Genomic DNA, 18,148 nt, shown 5'->3' on the forward strand with positions numbered 1-18,148 from the left:
CCGCCGAGCCCGTGGAGGAGGCGATTTTGCTCCCAGAACTCACTGCAGCATAATCAAAGAACTGACCCGCACGGTGTTGAGGCAAACTCCACCACTCAGCGGGACGTAACCGGCAGAAAAGACTTTTCCTTCACGAATGACGACCTTTCAGCTGCCCTGGGTGACTCAAGAATAGTGATTGTTCTTGAGTGCACCATACAACCCTAGAGCCCACATCTCTAGGCACTGGCTTAATAACGAAATTGGCAAAGAGGCTAAAAGTATCTTGAGATTCCTGAAAGGGTGTAGATCGCAGCGATAAATGGTGGCTTTTTCGCAACGCTGAATGCCACCTCCCCATTGCCCGCAGCAGTAACGCTGACTGGGACGGTCCAACGATAGGCAGCGGCTGGCAGTCTGGTTGCCTGGGCCTCACCTTTCGCGACGTATTTGAGTGGAACTTCTACGCGATTACCACGCAGAGTACCTCCCAAAGGCAAGCTCCCGTATTCGTTGGATCCAGAAATTCGTACTTAGGAGTTAGGCGCAGCTCCGCGTAATGCCCATGGCCGAACTTCACCGATCGCCGAAACCGTAGAGGGTGCCGGGATTGAGAATCTGCCACCCCCGCGGGAGACGCCTGTCGGCGCTAGTCAGCATTCGGAAGTCCGCAGCCTCCGCCCACTGCTCACTGCTCACTGCTCACTGCTCACTGCTCACGAATAGCGTCTTCGATTCGGCCAGCGATGTCGTTGGCTTCGTCCCTGGTCAGGTCATAGAGACTACGGACCGCGATGAGCTCAGATAGCTTGTTCCGCCTTGTCCCGTTCCTGTCATATGCGATGGCCCATTAAGCTGTCTCTCCGCTGCGCGCCTGCAGCCCGTCTAAGCCGGTCAGGGTCAGGGCGCTCGAGGCAAGGATGCCCCCGTTATTCGTGCGGTCGAATCGCTCAACCAGCAAGACTTCTCGCCCGAGGACGCTCTCGACGCGAGTTCCAGCGACGTCGAGCCCCGTCTTCTCGGCGAGAAACATGCTCGCAGCCTCTGCCCCGACCACAGGGAAGTGGTCATCGGATGAGGTGAACTTCGCGATGCACTCGCGACCAGAGTCGTGGATGACGGACTTCGGGCGGGCCCGTAGCACCCGGGACGTAGTCGGTGACTGACCTCTGGAAATCGATAGCGCCGAAGCGGTTGGAGCCGGAGTTCGAGAGGTAGGTACGTTCGTCCAGGTCACCTGTGTCGGCGCAGCCACCTTGGTCACCGGTGACTTGGTACTACACGACGCGCCACCCCCATGCATCTGGGGAAGCGTAGCGCAGAGCACTTGGTAGCCCCAATGACTCCGTGGGCCCGAACGTTCGCTTGGATAGCGGGAGGGCGCACCCTCTCGAAGACGACCAGCGGGCACCGGTTCGGTAGCCTCGGGCAGCCACGCCCACACATAGATGTCAGAAGTCGAGGTCATCTTCGTTGTCCTTTTGCTTCTTGTCGACACGTGCGGGAAGCAATGCGAGTCGTTCCTCGCTTCGTCGGCGGAGCACGATGAGCTCACTGGGGTCATCGACCCCGAACAGGGGACACCAATGATCGACGCAACGTTGAATACGTCGCCGCTACTGCTCGAGGTAGACCCCCGCTCGATGCCCCTAGGGTTTTCCGCGTAATGCGGCTGTACCAGCGAGCTGCTCGGCGGTCACCCCTCGCGCAGCGCGCGCCATCCGAATTGGCGGCCCAAGCACAACCAGCGTCTCCTCAGCGTGCGTGAATCATGTGGGCGCCTCGATCACCCCAACCATCACGGCCGAGTTACTTAAGCCCGGCACCATCACCCAGACTGCAAGCCCGGTGGCCTGAACTGGAGATGCACCCCACGCGCTCGGACCAACGGGTGCCAAACATTCTTTTCTGTCCGCACGCGACCTGCCGCATACTAAATCCTGAATCCCGGCTGGGCGCATAAGTGCGAAAGTGCTAGCAACGAGGATTCAAAAACATGACAGCTTGACTGAATGCGACAAGTCACTGTGTAGTCTGCAGTGCGGGGCTGGCCGCCGCCCTCTTGCGCCTAATTTTGGCGAGGCGGGTGGCTACGAGCCCATGACGTGGACTGAACAGATACACCACAGCGAAGGCACTGCCCTGGGCAAGCACCACCATGCCGCCGGACGCTGCATCAAGGTAGTAGCTGGCGTAGAGCCCGGCGACGGTGCACCCAGCGGAGATCGCCGGAGCAAGTAGGAGCATCCTGCTAAAGCGGTCCGTGAGCAGATACGCCGTCGCCCCGGGGATGATGAGCATCGCAACCACAAGCACCACACCCACGGCCTGCAGCGCCACCACCGAGGTTAACGCCAGCAAGCCCAGCAGGAGCGCGCCAAGCAGGCGTGAATTCAGACCAATTGCATGGGCGTGAATGGGATCGAAGGCAACTAAGGTGAAGTCACGGCGTTTGAGAAGCAGAACTCCCAACGTGAAGGCCCCAAGCACCACGACCTGGATGAGATCTTGGTGGCTGAGCCCCAGCAGGTTCCCGAAGATGATGTGGGACAGGTCCGTCTGACTGGGCGTGACCGAGATTAGGACCAGGCCCAGCGCAAAAAGGGTTGTAAAGACAATGCCGATTGCTGCGTCTTCCTTGACTCGGCTTGTGTCCCGCACTGCCCATATTAAGCCCACCGCAAGGAACCCGAACAGCACGGCACCGACGGCGAAAGGGAGGCCCACCATGTAGGCCAAGACCACGCCCGGCAACACGGCGTGCGAGACGGCGTCGCCCATTAGAGACCAGCCAATCAGGACCAGCCAACAGGACAGAACGGCGCATACGACGGAGGCGACCACGGTGACGGCAAGGGCTCGCTGCATGAACACGAAAGCGAAGGGCTCAAGCAGGAATTCGAAGATGCTCACAGCGGGGATCCCGTTCGGTTCATGACGTCAAGGCCGAAGGCAAGAGCAAGATTTTCCGGTTGCAGCACCTCGGCTGGCACTCCGTGCATGAGGACCCGGCGCATGAGCAGGACTGCTTCGTCGGCTAGATCAGGCAGGGCGTGCAGGTCGTGCGTAGAGACAAGTATGGTCGCCCCGTCCCCTGCCAATTCCTTCAGTAAAGAACAAATAGTAGCTTCGGAGCGCTTGTCCACACCGGCAAATGGCTCATCCAGTAGCAGTGTGGTGGCATTTTGGGCGATGCCACGGGCAACGAAAGCACGCTTTCGCTGGCCTCCTGAGAGCTGACCGATCTGCCGCTGGGCGAAGTCCGTCAGCTCTACCCGTTCCAGAGCATCGGCTACCGCCACCCGATCGGCCCGGCGAGGACGGCGGGTAAATCCCAAATGACCGTAGCGGCCCATCATGACAACGTCGTGGACGGAGAGTGGGAACTTCCAATCTACGTCCTCACTTTGCGGGACATAGCTCACGACCCCGGACTTCCGCGCCTTGGCTGGCGACCTGCCCGCTATGGTGACCGTGCCGGCGTCGGGCTTCACCAAGCCCATGATCACCTTAAATAGTGTGGACTTCCCCGAGCCGTTCATGCCCACCAGACCACAAATCCTGCCCTTTTCAAGCTGCAGTGTGGCCTGATCCAGGGCCAAGACATCACCGTAGTGGACACTGACGGAGGCAACGTCGATGGCTGTGGTCATGGTTTCACTTCCTTGCTCGTGCCGGTCAGTCCCTCGGCAATGACCTTGGCGTCGTGACGGATTAAATCTAGGTAGGTGGGTACAGGTCCGTCGGGTTCCGACAGGGAATCCACATAGAGAGTCCCTCCAAATACGGCATCGGTGGCCTCGGCGACGCGCTCCATGGGCGCGGCAGAGACGGTGGACTCACAGAAAACGGCCGGAACGTCATTGGCGCGGACAAAGTCAATAACCCCGGCAATCTGCTGAGGAGCGGCCTGCTGCTCAGCATTGACGGCCCAAATGTACTTCTCCGTCAGCCCAGCGTCCCGGGCCAAGTATGAAAACGCGCCCTCGCAGCTCACCAAGGCACGCTGGTTGATGGGAAGTACGGACAAGTCATTGACGAGCTCGTCCTGCACAGCCTGCAGCTTTCCCTTATAGACGGCACCGTTTGCCTCGAAATGGGCAGCATTGCTCGGGTCCAGCTCCTTGAAGGCGTCCACCATGTTGTCAACGTAGATATGGACATTGGAGGGTGACATCCATGCGTGCGGATTAGGCAGGTCCTTGTATTTGTCCTCGGCAATGTCCACCACCTCGATGCCATCCGAGACCACTACGTGCGGTACGTCAAGGTCCAGCACGAATTTCTCAAACCAGGCCTCCAGCCCCAGGCCGTTATCCAGGAACATGTCCGCTTTGCCGGCCCTTCGGATATCCCCCGGAGTGGGCTCATAGCCGTGGATCTCTGCCCCTGCCTTGGTGATGGATTCGACCACCAATTTGTCCCCAGCCACATTTTGGGCGATATCGGCCAATACCGTGAAGGTTGTCAGCACCACCGGACGGCTTTCACCCACGACCTTCATGGTGTCGCTGGCAGGGCTGCACGCCGATAAAACCAAAGCGACAACAGCAACCCCAGCTGCCAGGGATAACCGAAGACGAAGCGCAGGACGGAGACGGCGAGTGTTCATGCTCCACAGCATAATTAAGGTAAGCCGAAATATCAACATACGGTAAACCTAAATTACTGGCCTGTGACGTACTCTGAACGAGACTGGTTGGGCGCTACTTGCCGTGTTTGCAAACTTGGTTAGTCATTAGCTGTCACTTGGTTTTTGATTTCATCTAGCACTGAAGGCTCAGCCGTCAGTTGGATGGCGCCTTGGGCGAGCGCGAACGTGAGCGTTCGGGTGCCGAATGGCAGAAGGTAGGAACTTGTTGCCGGGACTGGTGCTGGGGAGTCCGTAAGCCCGGTGGCGTCAAACATTTTGGCCTTGCCCAAAGGGCCTTGCCCAAAGGTATGTCACTATTCAGCGCAACTTCTTGGAAAATGATCTGTCCGGGCTCGCACTTGACTGTACCCTCAGCCCACAAATCATCTAAGGAGCCCGGCCTAGATCCGGGAAGGTGAAGATAGGCGACAAAACCCTGTTTCTCCAGAGAGCGCTTCCGCTTTCTATCGCTTCGCAAGAACAGATAAAACATGCCACTCATTGCCAAGGAGATGCAAGTATTTCGACCAAGGGCCGACGTGAAATCCTCTCCTAAAGCCATGGTTATGGCTATTGCAAAAGCACTTCCACTGACCACAGCCACTACAGGCATTGCTACAACATAGTGCTTCCGCAACCACGCCTTCAACTGAATGACACCCCTTGAATTTGCGAATGCTCTTTGCACAGTTCACGCCATCGCCCAACAAAACACAAGGGAACGGTATGCGGGATGCTTCGTGGCGTTCCTGAGAATAAAGGGCCTACGGTCGATTCAGAAGAGTGGCGGAGACGCCACTATTGGTCTGGAGATGCTCCAGCGCATCGGCGGAAAGCAGAAGCAGCAGGTACACGATTCTCCGGCGTTCGCCCTCGGAGCCGTTGAGAATGTTCTCATGGTGAGCCACTCGATTCCGGTCTGTTCCATGGGGGAATGCTCTGTGGAGATAGGGGACCCAGATCGTTTTCTCGTGCGAGTCTGTGAGCAGATAGGTCCAAAAGCCGAACATCATCTCAGCGATTGTCTTTCCTGGCAACGGGGGTACACCTAGTTTGCTCGCTGCACTCGTTCAGGCGCGTTCCACGCTGTTCCGTGGGATCTTGTTTACGTCATGTTGTCGGCCCGTCAATTTGTTTCGTCGCATCACGACCGGAAAGAGGACAAGTAGCGAATCTGGGTTGGTCCAATGTGTGTCACCGCGAAGTTCTCCCGACTCGAATCCACTTACTGCAACGAAATCCTGCAATTCGCTACGTAAACGTGCCGTGAAGCCGTTAGCGCCTTCGGGCGGATAAAGCCACAACCCAATTTCCTCGCCACACGACGACTCGGAGACGCAAGTCTTCCCTGACGATCATTGATGATGGGACCGGTTCACCCTTCGTCGTCACCACATTGGTTTGGGTGTGTGCGAGCTCATCCGGAGACACAATTGCCTCAAGCGCTGGCCCTGCCGCAAGAAAGATTTCTTCCACGATGATCATGTCTACATACTTGCAGTCGGCAAAGACATGGGCCAGAGGGGTGCCTGTTCAGGGAACCCTCAACAGGACGTTAGCCGTCAGAGGTCAACTGCTCGTGCCCGATAAACCAACCGGACTCGTGCTCGACGAGAACGTCGGTGCCTCTCCCAGTTCCAGATCGCGGTAGGCCCTGCACCAGGCCGGTCCACGAAAAATGGTAACGACAAAAAGCAATATCGTTTCTCACTGTTACCCAAGCCAAGTCATGGATTGAATAGACCTCGTTCTGGATCGCATCGAACGTGTTCTGCAAGGCGGCTCAGATTTCTGCGTGTCCGTGGCGGGATCCCTCAGCGGACGAATTTCGGTCGTCGTGACCGAATATGCCCTTTGACCGGACGATCAATGGAGATTCGCCGCGCCCGTGCTTCAGACAGAGCTTTCCAGCGGGATCAGCGGATCGGACCACTCGCCAGGCTTGTCGAATACGCCCTGGATGAACACCGTGCGCCCGGCGTCGGCGTTGCGCCCGGAGTTACTGATCTTGACGGCTGCCTGTTCTCCCAGCACGAGATGCATTCCAAGCGGAGGAGGGCCGTTGGAGTCGCTCGCACCCGACGCTTGCGCCTTCGCCTGCTGTGCCTTGCGCGCCGCCACGATGTCGGCGGTAATGTCGCGCCAAGTGCGCTCTAGGAGACCTGCACCGCGGATCAACCCGCGGAGGGATTCCGCATCGGCCAGATGGCTCTGGCTGGGGCGGCTCGCCCATGGGACAGGAAGCTCGATCGGCTCGCCGTTCCCCGCGCAGATTTCTTGGCAGACGAACAGCCCGCCCGGCCTGAGTACCCGGACGATTCCGGAATACAGGCGGCGCTTGTCCCGGATATTCATCTGCATTTGTATCGTCCACACCACGTCGAAGCTGGACGCGGCGAACGGAAGCTCCAGGGCATCACCCGCCTGAAAGCGGGTGCGATCGGACAACCGCGTCATCCCAGAAAGGGCGTTGGCCACCCCGCAGAATTCAGGCGAGAGGTCGATGCCTGTCACGTCGCAACCCAAAGTTGCGGCGAGGTAACGCGCCGGGCCGCCCAACCCGCTGCCCACGTCGAGCACTCGCGATCCTGGCGGAATCTTTGCAAGCTCCACCAATGCGCGCGTGGCCGAACGTCCCGCGGAGTGAAACTCGTCGGCCGGCGCGAGATCTTCGTGCGTGACCGAGTCTAGGTCCTTGCCGAGAGCTTGCAACCCCGCGACGATTCGCGGCAGAAGTCCGCTTGGCTCGTAGTGGCGAAGCATTTCCTCGTGCGAGTCTCCCATGGACGCAATCTTGCGCGGATTTCGGGGAGCCGTCAAGTAGGCGCTTGCTCCCACCACCCCGTCACCTGCCCTCCTCCGGCAGGGGGTCTGGCCTGTGCCCGCACGAGGTCTCCACGCGACGCAGAACAGCATCGCAGACCCCCTGACCGGCAGACGATCTCTGTCCTCCTAAACGACATCGGAAGGGTCGCGGTCGTCCAATTCTCCCTTCGTCCCAAGGGTCCGTGGGTGGCTGACAACCTGGATCAGCGGATAGCTCGCCGCTCCGCAATCGCTTACGGCTTCGTCGTCCGCTGGACCGTTCCCGAGATGCGATCCATGGCGCAATTCCTGCTGGTGCTGTCAGGGGTCTTGCTCGGCACCGCAGCAACGCTTCTTATCGAATTTCTCCTGCCCCGCCGTGCGGCAGAGAAGGCAGAGGCGGCGACGGATGCGTCGCGAGAAATTCAAGAGACGTCGCTAGAACTTCTTCGCGAGACTCAACTCCTGCTCGCCCACGCGCAGGCCGAGTTGCGTCAACGACCCTGGTGGCGACGGCGGCCGAAAGGTCCAAGGCAATACAAATAGGAACCTTATCTACCTCGACCCTGTCGTCTCGCGGAGGCCAACATCGCCGCTCAGCGATAACACCGAGCCACCAGCGTGCGTAAGCCAGTCCTCCACCGCCCCCTCCTGACTAGGATCGTTGCGTACCGCGTCTCGGATGCACCGTAAGCGGTGTCCGGTGAATCGAACGGTGAACGAGCGGCGAGCCCTACGTGACTCACTGATCTACATATCTAAGATCACGGTCGGCTACGCCCGTGTACCGACGGAAGAGCAAGACCTCACTGCACAGCGTGATGCCCTGGCATCCTATGGTGTAGAGACGGATCGCATCTACGTTGATCATGAACTGACGGTAAGAACAAGGATCGCGCGGGACTTCGAGAAGCCCTCGCTGCGTGTCGAGCCGGAGATACGTTTGTCGTCACCAAGCTAGACCGTCTGGCTCGTTCCGTCCGGGACGCCCACGAAATTGCAGATGATCTCGCCAGGCGTGAAATTAAACTCTGCATCGGTGGTTCCGTCCATGACCCCACCCATCCAATGGGCAAGCTGCTGTTCAACATCTTGGCTATGATCGCCGAGTTCGAAGCTAACCTCATCAGTATGCGAACCCGCGAAGGAATGAAAGTCGCCAAGGCCAATGGACGGCTCCGGGGAAAGCAAGCAAAACTCTCAGTAAAACAGGAAGCTCATCTCCTGGAACTTCATGATGCGGGAACTTACACCATGGCAGAGATAGCCGAACTGTTCTCCGTCAGCCGCTCCACACATCTACCGGGCCCTTGAAAGCAGAAGACTCAGAACTGCTCAACGAACTCCCTCTTGAGAAGTGCAGTTATGGGTTCTGACCAACTCCCATAATGCGGAGTCAGACTAGACAACGAAGACCCCCTGCATGGTCTCATCCACTTGCATCCAGGCTCGGGTGGAAAGCCAGAGACCACGCTGGGGGTTACGTCATGCTCGCAGCTGGCGCTTACTCCGAAGGAGTCAGCTTCATAGCATCTGCCAGCAATTCAAAGCTGCGGACCCAGGCAGTGCGGTCGGTGACTTGAGTGGCCACGATGAGCTCGTCGGCGTCGGCCACGGTTGCGAACTCCTCCAAATACTCGCGCGCCACGGACGGCGTGCCAATGGCGGCGTACCGGAACATGGTGTCGACCTGATGGCCCGCTGGTGAATCTAGCAACAAATCCATTTCAGCTTCGGTGAACGTTTGGCCGCGGCCTACCAAGGAAACTACGCGGCGGCGCCGGGCATCTAGTGCCAACCGATCTGCTTCTTCCTGGGTATCGGCCACAATGGCGTTGACGCCAGCAATCACATAGGGCTCTGCCAAGGCCTCAGAAGGCTTGAATTCGCGGCGGTATATACGGACAGCATCCTCCAGCGCCTGCGGGGCAAAATGCGATGCGAAGGAATACGGCAATCCCAATGCCGCGGCTAACCGAGCACCAAAGAGTGATGAACCTAGAATGTACAGTGGCACATTCGTGTCCTTACCCGGGTAGGCGTTGACCCCCGAGATGCGCGTCTGGCCAGCAAAGTAGGCCTGCAACTCCTGCACATCGGAGGGGAAGGTGTCCGCAGCCATCGGATCACGGCGCAGGGCACGCATCGTGTTTTGGTCGCTGCCGGGGGCACGGCCCAACCCCAAGTCAATTCGTCCCGGATGCAAGACCTCGAGTGTGCCGAACTGTTCCGCGATCTGCAGCGGTGAGTGGTTGGGCAGCATGATGCCGCCGGCCCCGAGGCGGATAGACTTCGTGTTGGCGGCCACGTGAGCGATCAGTACACTCGTTGCCGACGACGCGATGGAGGGCATGTTGTGGTGCTCAGCGAACCAGATCCGCTTATAACCCCACCCCTCCGCCTTCTGCGCCAACTCAACGGATGCGCGGAAGCTTTCGGCAATTCCGTCGTCGCCTACGTGGGCCAAGTCAAGAATGGATAGGGGAAGTGTCATGGGTATTGCCTTTCAAAGGGGTACTACTTGGTGGTCCTACTAGCGCCAACTACCAAGTCCGTGCGGATATTTCCAGTGGCCGTTCTAGCTCATTGCTATACGGGAACGCTCAATCGGTTAAGGGTGGCCAAAGCCGCAGCGCGGCCGGCCCTGCTGGCACCCAGCGTGGAAGCTGAGGCGCCGTAGCCCACCAGGAGCAGGCGTGGCTCGCGAGCCACTTTCACGCCGTCCATGACGATGCCACCACCAGGTTCGCGTAGTTTCAGCGGCGCCAGATGATCCAGGACAGCCCGGAATCCAGTGGCCCAGAGAACTACGTCCGCCTCAAAGGTGGTGCCGTCCTCGAAAACAGCTCCCGACGGCGTCAGCCGTTGCAACGGTCCTCGGGAAACCAAGGTGCCCGCGGCAATCCCATTTTGGTACTGCTGTGTTAAGGGGAGCCCGGTCACTCCCACCACGCTGAGCGGCGGCAGCCCGGCGGCGGTGCGCTCATTGACTTGGCGCTCAACGTCGCGGCCCCAGTCGGGGTCAAATTCCTTGCTAGTGAACTCAGGAGGGCGCCGGGTAGCCCAGGCAGTTTCTAGCCCTGCCGCCGCCAACTGCAAGAGGAACTGGACGGCTGAGGTCCCGCCTCCAACCACCAAAACACGCTGTCCGGTGAAATCGCTCACGGAGCGGAAATCGTGGGTGTGCAGTTGCCGTCCAGCAAAGATGTCTTTGCCCGGATAATGGGGCCAATAGGGCTTATCCCAGGTCCCGGTGGCGTTGATCACCAGACGCGTCTGGTAGGAGCAGCGGTCGGTTTCAACCACCAGAGGCGGGCCGGAAATGTCGGCGGGAAGGCCGCCGTCGTCCGCTGGAAAACGCACGGCAGAGTCCGCAACTAGGGCGCGTACCGCCAGCACTTTCACGGGCCGGTGCACAGGAATACCAAACTCCTTCTCGTAGCTACCGAAGTAGCGTGAGACCACAGCAGAAGCAGGCTCGTCTGGGTCACTGGGAGGCAGTTTCATCCCGGGAAGATCGTGCACGGCGTGAGCTGCGCCCAGAGTCAGCGAGGGCCAACGGTGCAGCCACGCGCCACCGGGAGCCGGATTCGCGTCCAGGACCACGAAGTTCGTTTCCGGAACCAACCCGTGCCGAGCAAGGTAATACGCAGCCGAAAGTCCCGCCTGGCCAGCACCAATAACCACCACATCGAGCATTCTTGCCTCCTACTAGCCCCAACTGGCGGTAGCGGGAGGCTATTCCGGCTGTGGTGGACGCCACTGGGCGTCATTCGTAGAAGAACGCGCGGACAGTCGCGCTGAAATGAGCGTGTCCGCGTAGAACACCGCCACGGCACCAACCGCGTAGGCCACTAGATCGAGCGCGGAAAATGTGGTGCCAAAGATCAAGCGCGACGGCGGGAAGCTCACCGCGAGTTGTTCGGGCACTCCGGTTAGCTGGGCAAGCTCAATGAGGGCGCTGATGGCGAAGGCGGCGAGCGCCAGCCATGCCCTCTTGGCTCGGGGAAGGACCACTGCCAGCACCAAATAGACCATCACGGTATAGAGCGCATCGGCGATGAGACTGGCAAAGTCCCCCGGAACGAAGAAGTGGATCACTAAACCAAGGATGATGACATCGGTTGCGGCGAAGGACAGCGCCAAGCGCCGGGACTTGGTAGTTTTCACAATTGCCATGCGCTCGAGTCTAATGGCGGGCCCGCTCAGAGGTCTGTGTAGACATCCCGGCGGTGGGCAACATCCACGAGCAAAACAAGGATTTGCTCGTCATCAATAGTGACGAGAATTCGGTAGTCCCCAACCCGGTATCGCCAAAAGTCTTCGTTGACCAGTTTTTTGCCCATAGAGCGGGGATTTTCCGCTACAGCTAATCTTTCCTCGAGAAAGCGGCGAATTCGTTTGCCCACAACTGGATCGAGCTTTCTTACAGCTTTCTGTGCTTGAGGTGTGAACCGAATTGAATAGTTCACTCCGGCCACTGAACCTCAGCCAGATCAATGGACTCATCATCAGACTGAGTGAACTCCGCCAAGGCGTCTTTTGCCAGAAAATAATCCTCATACTCATCGAGGTAAAGCACTATGGCCTCTGTGGCATAGAAGGATCTGGACCGTCCCGTTCGCTGCGCAAGTGCATCCAACCGGTCTTTTGTTTGATCATCCACCCGAACGTTCAGCTGAGACATCCCATCACCCTCCACTCTCTATACAAGTATAGAGCCGTTGCTCGAAGTTGTCTCCGGTGAACAGGCCTAGGCCCGCACCACAGGCAGCTCTTTCCACTCGGTGGTGTAACGCGGCGAGGAGTGTTCACGTTTCATGGACCACTGCGGAGCCTGGGCAAGCCCGCCGAGTCCGATGCCAATAGCCATGTTGCCGAACTTGCTGCGCACTTCACCGAGTACCCCGCCCACTTCTGGCGGCTTCGCCTCCGTCCCGAAGACATCCAGCATCCCTGCACCCGACGCTGGCTCAAGCCCGCTGAACATGACCCCAGCCCGCAGATACGAGGCACCGGGAACGGCCACTTCCCGCATAGCAGCCACTGCCGCCCGAACCAGCACAATGGGGTCCTGAGTGGGCGTTGCAAAACGGATGGTCACCGCCGGGAAGCTGCCCTCCCCCGCTGTGAAACGGCTCGTGCCAGCGGAGATGGTCATGAGGGAGGCCCGCATTCCCTCTTCATGAAGCCGGGCGGCGCCACGCTGTGCGTAGATGCCCATGACTTCCTCCATGCCAACCACCGTGGTAACGGGTTCGGAGAAGCTGCGCGAGAACATAATCTGCTGCTTGTCCACCCGTTCCTCAATGTGAGGGATGCACTCTGTGCCATTGAGTTCCATGACGGTACGTTGCAGCACCACCGAGAACTTCTTGCGAATCAAGGTAGGATCGGCGGCCTTGAGATCGGCGATGGTTTCAATGCCCATCATCTTCAGACGAGCCGCCGTCTTGCCGCCAACACCCCACAGCCCGGACGCAGGAACCTTCGATTGGATGCCATCCACATGCCCCGCCGGCATCGCCTCCAGCGCGCACACCCCACCCAGTGCCGGGTTTTGCTTGGCGATCCGGTTAGCAAACTTCGCCAGCGTCTTTGTCGTGGCGACGCCAACACACACAGGAACACCCACATTCCGCATCACTGCGGCACGAATATCCTGCCCCGCCCTCTGCAATTGGGCTGAATCCCCCACCAATCCCACAAAAGATTCATCGATGGAGTACACCTCCTGCCACGTGCCGAATCGACCTACAACCTCCATGACCCGGGCGCTCAAATCGCCATAGAGCTCATAGTTACTGGAGCGCGCCACCAGCCCCCACGCCTTGGCTTGGGACTGAATCTGAAACCAGGGCGCCCCTGTCGCAATACCCAGCGCCTTGGCCTCAGCCGATCGTGCCACCACGCAGCCATCATTATTGGAAAGCACGACGACGGGACGCCCTTCCAGCGTTGGGTCAAAGACCCGCTCGCAGGAGACATAGAAGTTGTTCACGTCTACCAGCGCGATGCGTTCGTTGCTCACGGTGTATCTCCCCTAACGCTATTCACGGATTTCTTCTCTGACCGGTTTGAGGTGCTGGTGCCGGGAAAGCTAAACGGCACAGGCCCTTCGTAGAACCGCTGTCCAGTGGTCTGCAGATGCAGTGAACCATCGGCCAACACTTCCAGAACTAGATCGGTGGCCAAGTACTGGCGGGTGCCCAAGTGCTCCACCACGGCGCCACGCGCTTCGCTGTACACCATGGCGGCAGCAAAGCGGCCTTTCTTAGTGCGACCCATAAATGTCCCCGGCGTATCCAGAGTTCTGATGAACGTGATGGTGGGGCGGCCAAAGCCATCAATGGAGGGGTAGTTTTCAATGGTGAAGGGGATGTTGTTTCCGTGGTCAGGGAACAGAGTATTGCCGAACGCACCAAATCTCAGAAACGGTACCGTCCACCACGCACCGCGGGGAACTTCGGCGAACACTCCTTCCCCTACGCAGGCGTAACCCCCTTCTGCATCAAAGCTGAAGCGTTTCTGCGGCATGGGGTGCCGTTGTTGAAAGTCTTCCGCCAGCGTCCTTTCACATATTGCTGCCACCTCTAGTACTGCCCTTCTGGTGCTGTGATGTTGGTGGCTGCTGATTAGTCTGCTGCCGACGTGCCCTCTTAAGGAAATTTGTGGCTCACACGTGGTGCAGGCATCGGGTGACAACACCCCACACCGAAACCTCACCAGAAAAGCTAAGCATCTCCACAAGAGCCGGGGACGGGGCATAGGTGGGCTGGGTGGCGAGGGAGGTCTCGCCGTCGTGCTTCACGAGGCGGCGGATCAACAATTCACCGTCGACGACGGCCACCACCACTGAGCCATCGCGCGGGGTGAGCGCCCGGTCCACGATGATTTCATCACCATCGGCGATGCCGGCACCGGCCATGGAATCTCCGGAGACGCGCATGATGAACGTGCTGGTGCGGTCCCTGATCAGATGACGATTGAGATCAATGCCGCCGTCAAAGTAATCTCGGGCCGGGGATGCGAAGCCCGTTGGTTCCCCAGGGGGCGGCGTCCGAGCTGCTGGATCCACACCAAACACCACACCACCGCCTAGTACAAAGATTCGAAGTTCCAGCTTAGCACCGGAGTCCCCTTACCGGGAGTCTGTAGGCGCGATCAGATAAGCCCTAGCAGGCGGATGCTGGGACCAGGCTGTCCAGATTGTTAAAACTGTAGAGATGGATGCCTGCGGGAGGCGATTCCAAGGCCGTCATCTCCGCGACGAGATTCTCTGGACTGTAGCTGCTACCCCCGAGCAGACGCAGGCCCAGCGCGCCTTTGCCGCTGATGAATCGTAGCGAACTGCCAACACCGATCTTCGTCGCGAGTGAGATCAGCTTGGTGCGGGGTACCGCCCCGGCGACGCCAATCCATACCGGCAAATCGATATCCTCTTGCCGGAGCTTGGCGAGGTAGGCAGCAATCACGTCTGGTGAAAAACACATCTGTGACACCACGTAATCGGCCAGCTCATTCTTCGCGCGCAGATCTGCCAGCAACTGCGACTCGGTGATAGCGGGGTGCCCTTCGGGATAACCGCCCACGCCCATGCGCAGTGAGTTCCCGCTCAGCTCGGCCAGATCCTTCATGAGGGTGGCACTTGAGGTGTAGGGACCAGCTGCTGGCTGCTGATCGCCACCAACAGCGAAGACCTCGGTGATGCCGCCCGCAGCGCAAGAACGTACTATCGCTGCCAGTTCCTGGCGAGAGTCAACGGACCGGGCAGCAAGATGCGGCACCACGTTGTAGCCGTGATCAGCCAGCTCACGCGCCGCAGCCATGGTGCGTTCAACACCATGGTGCGGCAGGCAGGTCACTGTGACTGTGGTGCCAGCCGGAAGCTGCGCAACGACCGCATCCGCAATCCCTGCCGTGGGGATAATTTCAACACGCGTTGGGAGAGTCGCTGCGGCTGGCATATGTGGATCCGGCCCGCCTGGATTCTGCGCGCCTGAATCCTTCGCGCCCGAATCCGGCATGCTTGAATCCGGCATGCTTGAACTCTGGCCAGACTCCCCCGGCGTCGAGATCATCTACGGCCACTCATGGTTAGCCTGCGACGAGTAGCGAGGCTGCTTCTTGGCGGGTGTGGCCGGAATCTTCAATGCCCTCAGCGATGTGGGCGAGGTGTTCGGGGATGTCCAAACCCTTCTTCCGCATCGCTGTGGCCCAGAGGCGTCCGGCACGGTAGGAAGAACGCACCAACGGCCCGGACATGACACCCAGAAAACCGATCTCTTCTGCCTCTTGAGAGAGTTCCATGAACTCCTGCGGCTTGACCCAACGATCCACCGGAAGGTGCCGCTCGGAAGGACGCAGGTACTGGGTGATAGTGATCAAATCCGTCCCAGCATCATGAAGATCCTGCAACGCAACAGAGATTTCCTCACGCGTCTCACCCATACCCAAAATCAGGTTGGACTTAGTAACCATGCCCTGATCCCGGCCCTGGGTGATGACGTCCAAGGAACGCTCGTACCGGAACGCGGGACGGATACGCTTGAAGATCCGCGGCACCGTCTCCACATTGTGCGCAAAAACTTCCGGCTTCGATTCACAAATCGCCGTAATATGCTCAGGCTTACCCGAGAAATCAGGGATCAACAGCTCCACACCCGTGTTCGGGTTCAGCTCATGAATCTTCCGGACCGTCTCAGCGTAGAGCCACACACCCTCATCAGCTAAGTCATCACGGGCAACACCAGTCACCGTGGCGTAGCGCAGATTCATCTGCACCACAGACTTAGCAACCTTCGTGGGCTCAAACATGTCAATCGGAGACGGCTTACCCGTATCGATCTGGCAAAAATCACAACGCCTCGTGCACTCGGAACCACCAATAAGGAACGTCGCCTCACGATCTTCCCAGCACTCAAAAATGTTGGGACACCCAGCCTCTTCACACACCGTATGCAGGCCCTGACCCTTGACCAGGTTCTTCATCGCAATGAACTCCGGACCCATCTCAACCTTGGTCTTCATCCACTCCGGCTTACGCTCAACCGGAACCGCAGCATTACGCTGCTCAACACGCAACAACTTACGTCCCTCAGGTGCCAACGTCATGAAATATCTCCTTCTGCCAGCGTGTGCCACGTGGACCCACATGCTGCTCTTTGATTTAGCATTCCACCACGTTGACGGCGAGGCCGCCCATGGCTGTTTCCTTGTACTTGGAAGACATGTCGCGTCCGGTTTCACGCATCGTGATGATGACCTCATCGAGGGTTACGTGGTGGTGTCCATCGCCCCACAGCGCCATCTTCGCAGCATTGATAGCCTTAGCCGCAGCAATGGCGTTGCGCTCGATGCACGGAATCTGCACCAGGCCACCAATAGGATCGCAGGTCAATCCCAGGTTGTGTTCCATGGCAATCTCAGCCGCGTTTTCCACCTGTGCGGCAGTGCCACCCATGACCTCAGCCAGTCCGGCTGCCGCCATAGACGACGCCGAACCCACCTCACCTTGGCAGCCAACCTCGGCACCAGAAATGGAAGCCTGTTCCTTGTAGAGCACACCCACTGAACCGGCGGCCAGCAAGAACTTCACAACGGCGTCGTCGATGACTTCCTGCGAGGCGTTGCGGATCCCGTCTACGTAGTGCGTTGCGTAAAACATGACAGCGGGGATGATACCGGCAGCGCCGTTGGTGGGAGCGGTGACAACACGACCGCCGGAGGCATTTTCCTCATTGACGGCCAGGGCCACGAGGTTGACCCATTCCTGCCAGAACTTCGGGTCACGGTCCGGATCCTCAGCACGGAGGCGTTCATGCCAGGCTGGAGCCCGACGTCGAACATTCAAGCCGCCGGGCAGCAAACCTTCGCGTGTCAGCGAGGCATCCTTGCACTGTTCCATGACATCGCGAATGTGCAGTAGCCCGGTGCGGACTTCATCTTCGCTGCGGCTGACAAGTTCGTTCGCGAGCATGACGTCGCTGAAGTTGCCACCGATTGTGGCGCAGTGTTCCAGCAGGCCGGCAGCCGTGCGGAAAGGGTAGGGCAAGAGTGCTTTGGATGATTCCAGCTCGGCGGCGGCTTCCTCAACAGCACCTTCGCGAATGATGAATCCGCCACCGACGGAGAAGTAGGTGGCCTCATGGAGCACGGCCCCGGTTGCGTCACTGACATTGAGTTTCATGCCGTTGGTGTGACGCGGCAGGATTGTGAGGGGGTGCAGAATGATGTCCTCGGCACCGTAGTTCAGGGCCACGCTTCCGCCGACAAGCAGCGGTTCGCCAGCACTAAAGGCCGCGAGGCGATCCTCCACTTCCTCGGGGAGGATCAGTTCAGGTTCGCGACCTTCTAGGCCAAGGAGAACGGCGGTCATAGTGCCGTGGCCGCGGCCGGTGGCCGCCAACGAGCCGTAGAGGTCCACCCGGACAGCTGCTACACGCTCTAAAATATGCTGGTCTTTCAGCTCCTGGGCAAAAGCCGCAGCGGCCCGCATGGGACCCACTGTGTGGGAACTGGATGGTCCGATTCCCACTGTAAACAAATCAAAAACGCCAATAGACATGTGAGTACCTCGCTTAAGTGCACATACTACTCCGGCGCTAATCCTGCCGGAGGGCCGGGGCGCACCCTGATGGTGGCGCCACAACCAGCTCCTGTGGTGGGCCGCAGCCCAAAAAGGCACACAAAAAGAGGAGGGCCCAATGCGGGCAACCTTCCCCTGACCGG

The 18,148-nt window shown here is 59.0% G+C and carries 17 protein-coding genes and 1 pseudogene; 2 read left to right on the forward strand and 16 right to left on the reverse strand.

The genetic code is table 11. The features are described from left to right. Positions 1-829: 829 nt before the first annotated feature. The 5 genes from ACX80D_RS17275 to ACX80D_RS17295 all read right to left on the reverse strand — a co-directional run bounded on the left by ACX80D_RS17275 (position 830) and on the right by ACX80D_RS17295 (position 7,396). Positions 830-1,447: a HipA domain-containing protein gene (locus ACX80D_RS17275; protein ID WP_459324104.1), complete on the reverse strand. Its 618-nt coding sequence runs from the start codon at positions 1,445-1,447 to the stop codon at positions 830-832. 554 nt (positions 1,448-2,001) lie between these two features. Next, entirely contained in the window at positions 2,002-2,847 is an 846-nt protein-coding gene (locus tag ACX80D_RS17280; protein ID WP_459324119.1) for a metal ABC transporter permease, read from the reverse strand. A gap of 41 nt (positions 2,848-2,888) precedes the next feature. Next, a complete protein-coding gene (locus ACX80D_RS17285; protein WP_459324105.1) occupies positions 2,889-3,632 on the reverse strand; it encodes a metal ABC transporter ATP-binding protein in 744 nt (247 codons plus the stop codon). Continuing rightward, positions 3,629-4,591, reverse strand: a complete 963-nt coding sequence (locus tag ACX80D_RS17290; protein ID WP_459324106.1) for a metal ABC transporter substrate-binding protein — start codon at positions 4,589-4,591, stop codon at positions 3,629-3,631. The genes ACX80D_RS17285 and ACX80D_RS17290 overlap by 4 nt, the downstream gene beginning before the upstream one ends. 1,914 nt (positions 4,592-6,505) lie before the next feature. Continuing rightward, positions 6,506-7,396, reverse strand: a complete 891-nt coding sequence (locus tag ACX80D_RS17295) for an SAM-dependent methyltransferase (protein WP_459324107.1) — start codon at positions 7,394-7,396, stop codon at positions 6,506-6,508. A gap of 228 nt (positions 7,397-7,624) precedes the next feature. On the opposite strand from ACX80D_RS17295, the gene ACX80D_RS17300 reads away from it, so the two are divergent. Together ACX80D_RS17300 and ACX80D_RS17305 are read left to right on the forward strand one after the other, a co-directional pair. Continuing rightward, the gene (locus tag ACX80D_RS17300; RefSeq protein WP_459324108.1) at positions 7,625-7,963 is read left to right on the forward strand and encodes a hypothetical protein; all 339 of its coding nucleotides are present in this window, start codon (positions 7,625-7,627) and stop codon (positions 7,961-7,963) included. A 208-nt stretch (positions 7,964-8,171) separates the two neighbouring features. Next, positions 8,172-8,771, forward strand: a pseudogene (locus ACX80D_RS17305) (recombinase family protein). Positions 8,772-8,921: 150 nt separating this feature from the next. Here the strand turns inward: ACX80D_RS17305 and ACX80D_RS17310 are convergent. The 11 genes from ACX80D_RS17310 to ACX80D_RS17360 all read right to left on the reverse strand — a co-directional run bounded on the left by ACX80D_RS17310 (position 8,922) and on the right by ACX80D_RS17360 (position 17,984). After that, complete coding sequence (locus tag ACX80D_RS17310; protein ID WP_459324109.1) at positions 8,922-9,911, reverse strand: LLM class flavin-dependent oxidoreductase; 990 nt, start codon at positions 9,909-9,911, stop codon at positions 8,922-8,924. Positions 9,912-10,006: 95 nt separating this feature from the next. Further along, positions 10,007-11,116 (reverse strand): FAD-dependent oxidoreductase, encoded by a 1,110-nt coding sequence (locus tag ACX80D_RS17315; RefSeq protein WP_459324110.1) that lies wholly within the window; start codon positions 11,114-11,116, stop codon positions 10,007-10,009. A gap of 39 nt (positions 11,117-11,155) precedes the next feature. Further along, on the reverse strand, positions 11,156-11,596 hold the full coding sequence (locus ACX80D_RS17320) for a ribosomal maturation YjgA family protein (protein WP_459324111.1): 441 nt from the start codon (positions 11,594-11,596) through the stop codon (positions 11,156-11,158). A 26-nt stretch (positions 11,597-11,622) separates the two neighbouring features. Further along, positions 11,623-11,898: a type II toxin-antitoxin system RelE family toxin gene (locus ACX80D_RS17325; RefSeq protein ID WP_459324112.1), complete on the reverse strand. Its 276-nt coding sequence runs from the start codon at positions 11,896-11,898 to the stop codon at positions 11,623-11,625. Beyond that, positions 11,886-12,104 (reverse strand): type II toxin-antitoxin system RelB family antitoxin, encoded by a 219-nt coding sequence (relB, locus tag ACX80D_RS17330; protein WP_459324113.1) that lies wholly within the window; start codon positions 12,102-12,104, stop codon positions 11,886-11,888. Before relB ends, ACX80D_RS17325 begins: the two co-directional genes overlap by 13 nt. A 66-nt stretch (positions 12,105-12,170) precedes the next feature. Beyond that, on the reverse strand, positions 12,171-13,448 hold the full coding sequence (locus ACX80D_RS17335) for a Y-family DNA polymerase (protein ID WP_459324114.1): 1,278 nt from the start codon (positions 13,446-13,448) through the stop codon (positions 12,171-12,173). Continuing rightward, positions 13,445-13,954: a DUF4166 domain-containing protein gene (locus tag ACX80D_RS17340; protein ID WP_459324115.1), complete on the reverse strand. Its 510-nt coding sequence runs from the start codon at positions 13,952-13,954 to the stop codon at positions 13,445-13,447. Before ACX80D_RS17340 ends, ACX80D_RS17335 begins: the two co-directional genes overlap by 4 nt. A 139-nt stretch (positions 13,955-14,093) precedes the next feature. After that, positions 14,094-14,504: a LexA family protein gene (locus ACX80D_RS17345; RefSeq protein WP_459324120.1), complete on the reverse strand. Its 411-nt coding sequence runs from the start codon at positions 14,502-14,504 to the stop codon at positions 14,094-14,096. 88 nt (positions 14,505-14,592) lie between these two features. Then, complete coding sequence (locus tag ACX80D_RS17350) at positions 14,593-15,459, reverse strand: methylenetetrahydrofolate reductase (RefSeq protein WP_459324116.1); 867 nt, start codon at positions 15,457-15,459, stop codon at positions 14,593-14,595. 55 nt (positions 15,460-15,514) lie between these two features. Continuing rightward, the gene (gene lipA, locus ACX80D_RS17355) at positions 15,515-16,531 is read right to left on the reverse strand and encodes a lipoyl synthase (protein WP_459324117.1); all 1,017 of its coding nucleotides are present in this window, start codon (positions 16,529-16,531) and stop codon (positions 15,515-15,517) included. Positions 16,532-16,586: 55 nt separating this feature from the next. Continuing rightward, the gene (locus tag ACX80D_RS17360; protein ID WP_459324118.1) at positions 16,587-17,984 is read right to left on the reverse strand and encodes an L-serine ammonia-lyase; all 1,398 of its coding nucleotides are present in this window, start codon (positions 17,982-17,984) and stop codon (positions 16,587-16,589) included. Between the last annotated feature and the right edge of the window lie 164 nt (positions 17,985-18,148).

The sequence above is a fragment of the Arthrobacter sp. Sr24 genome (assembly GCF_054511175.1).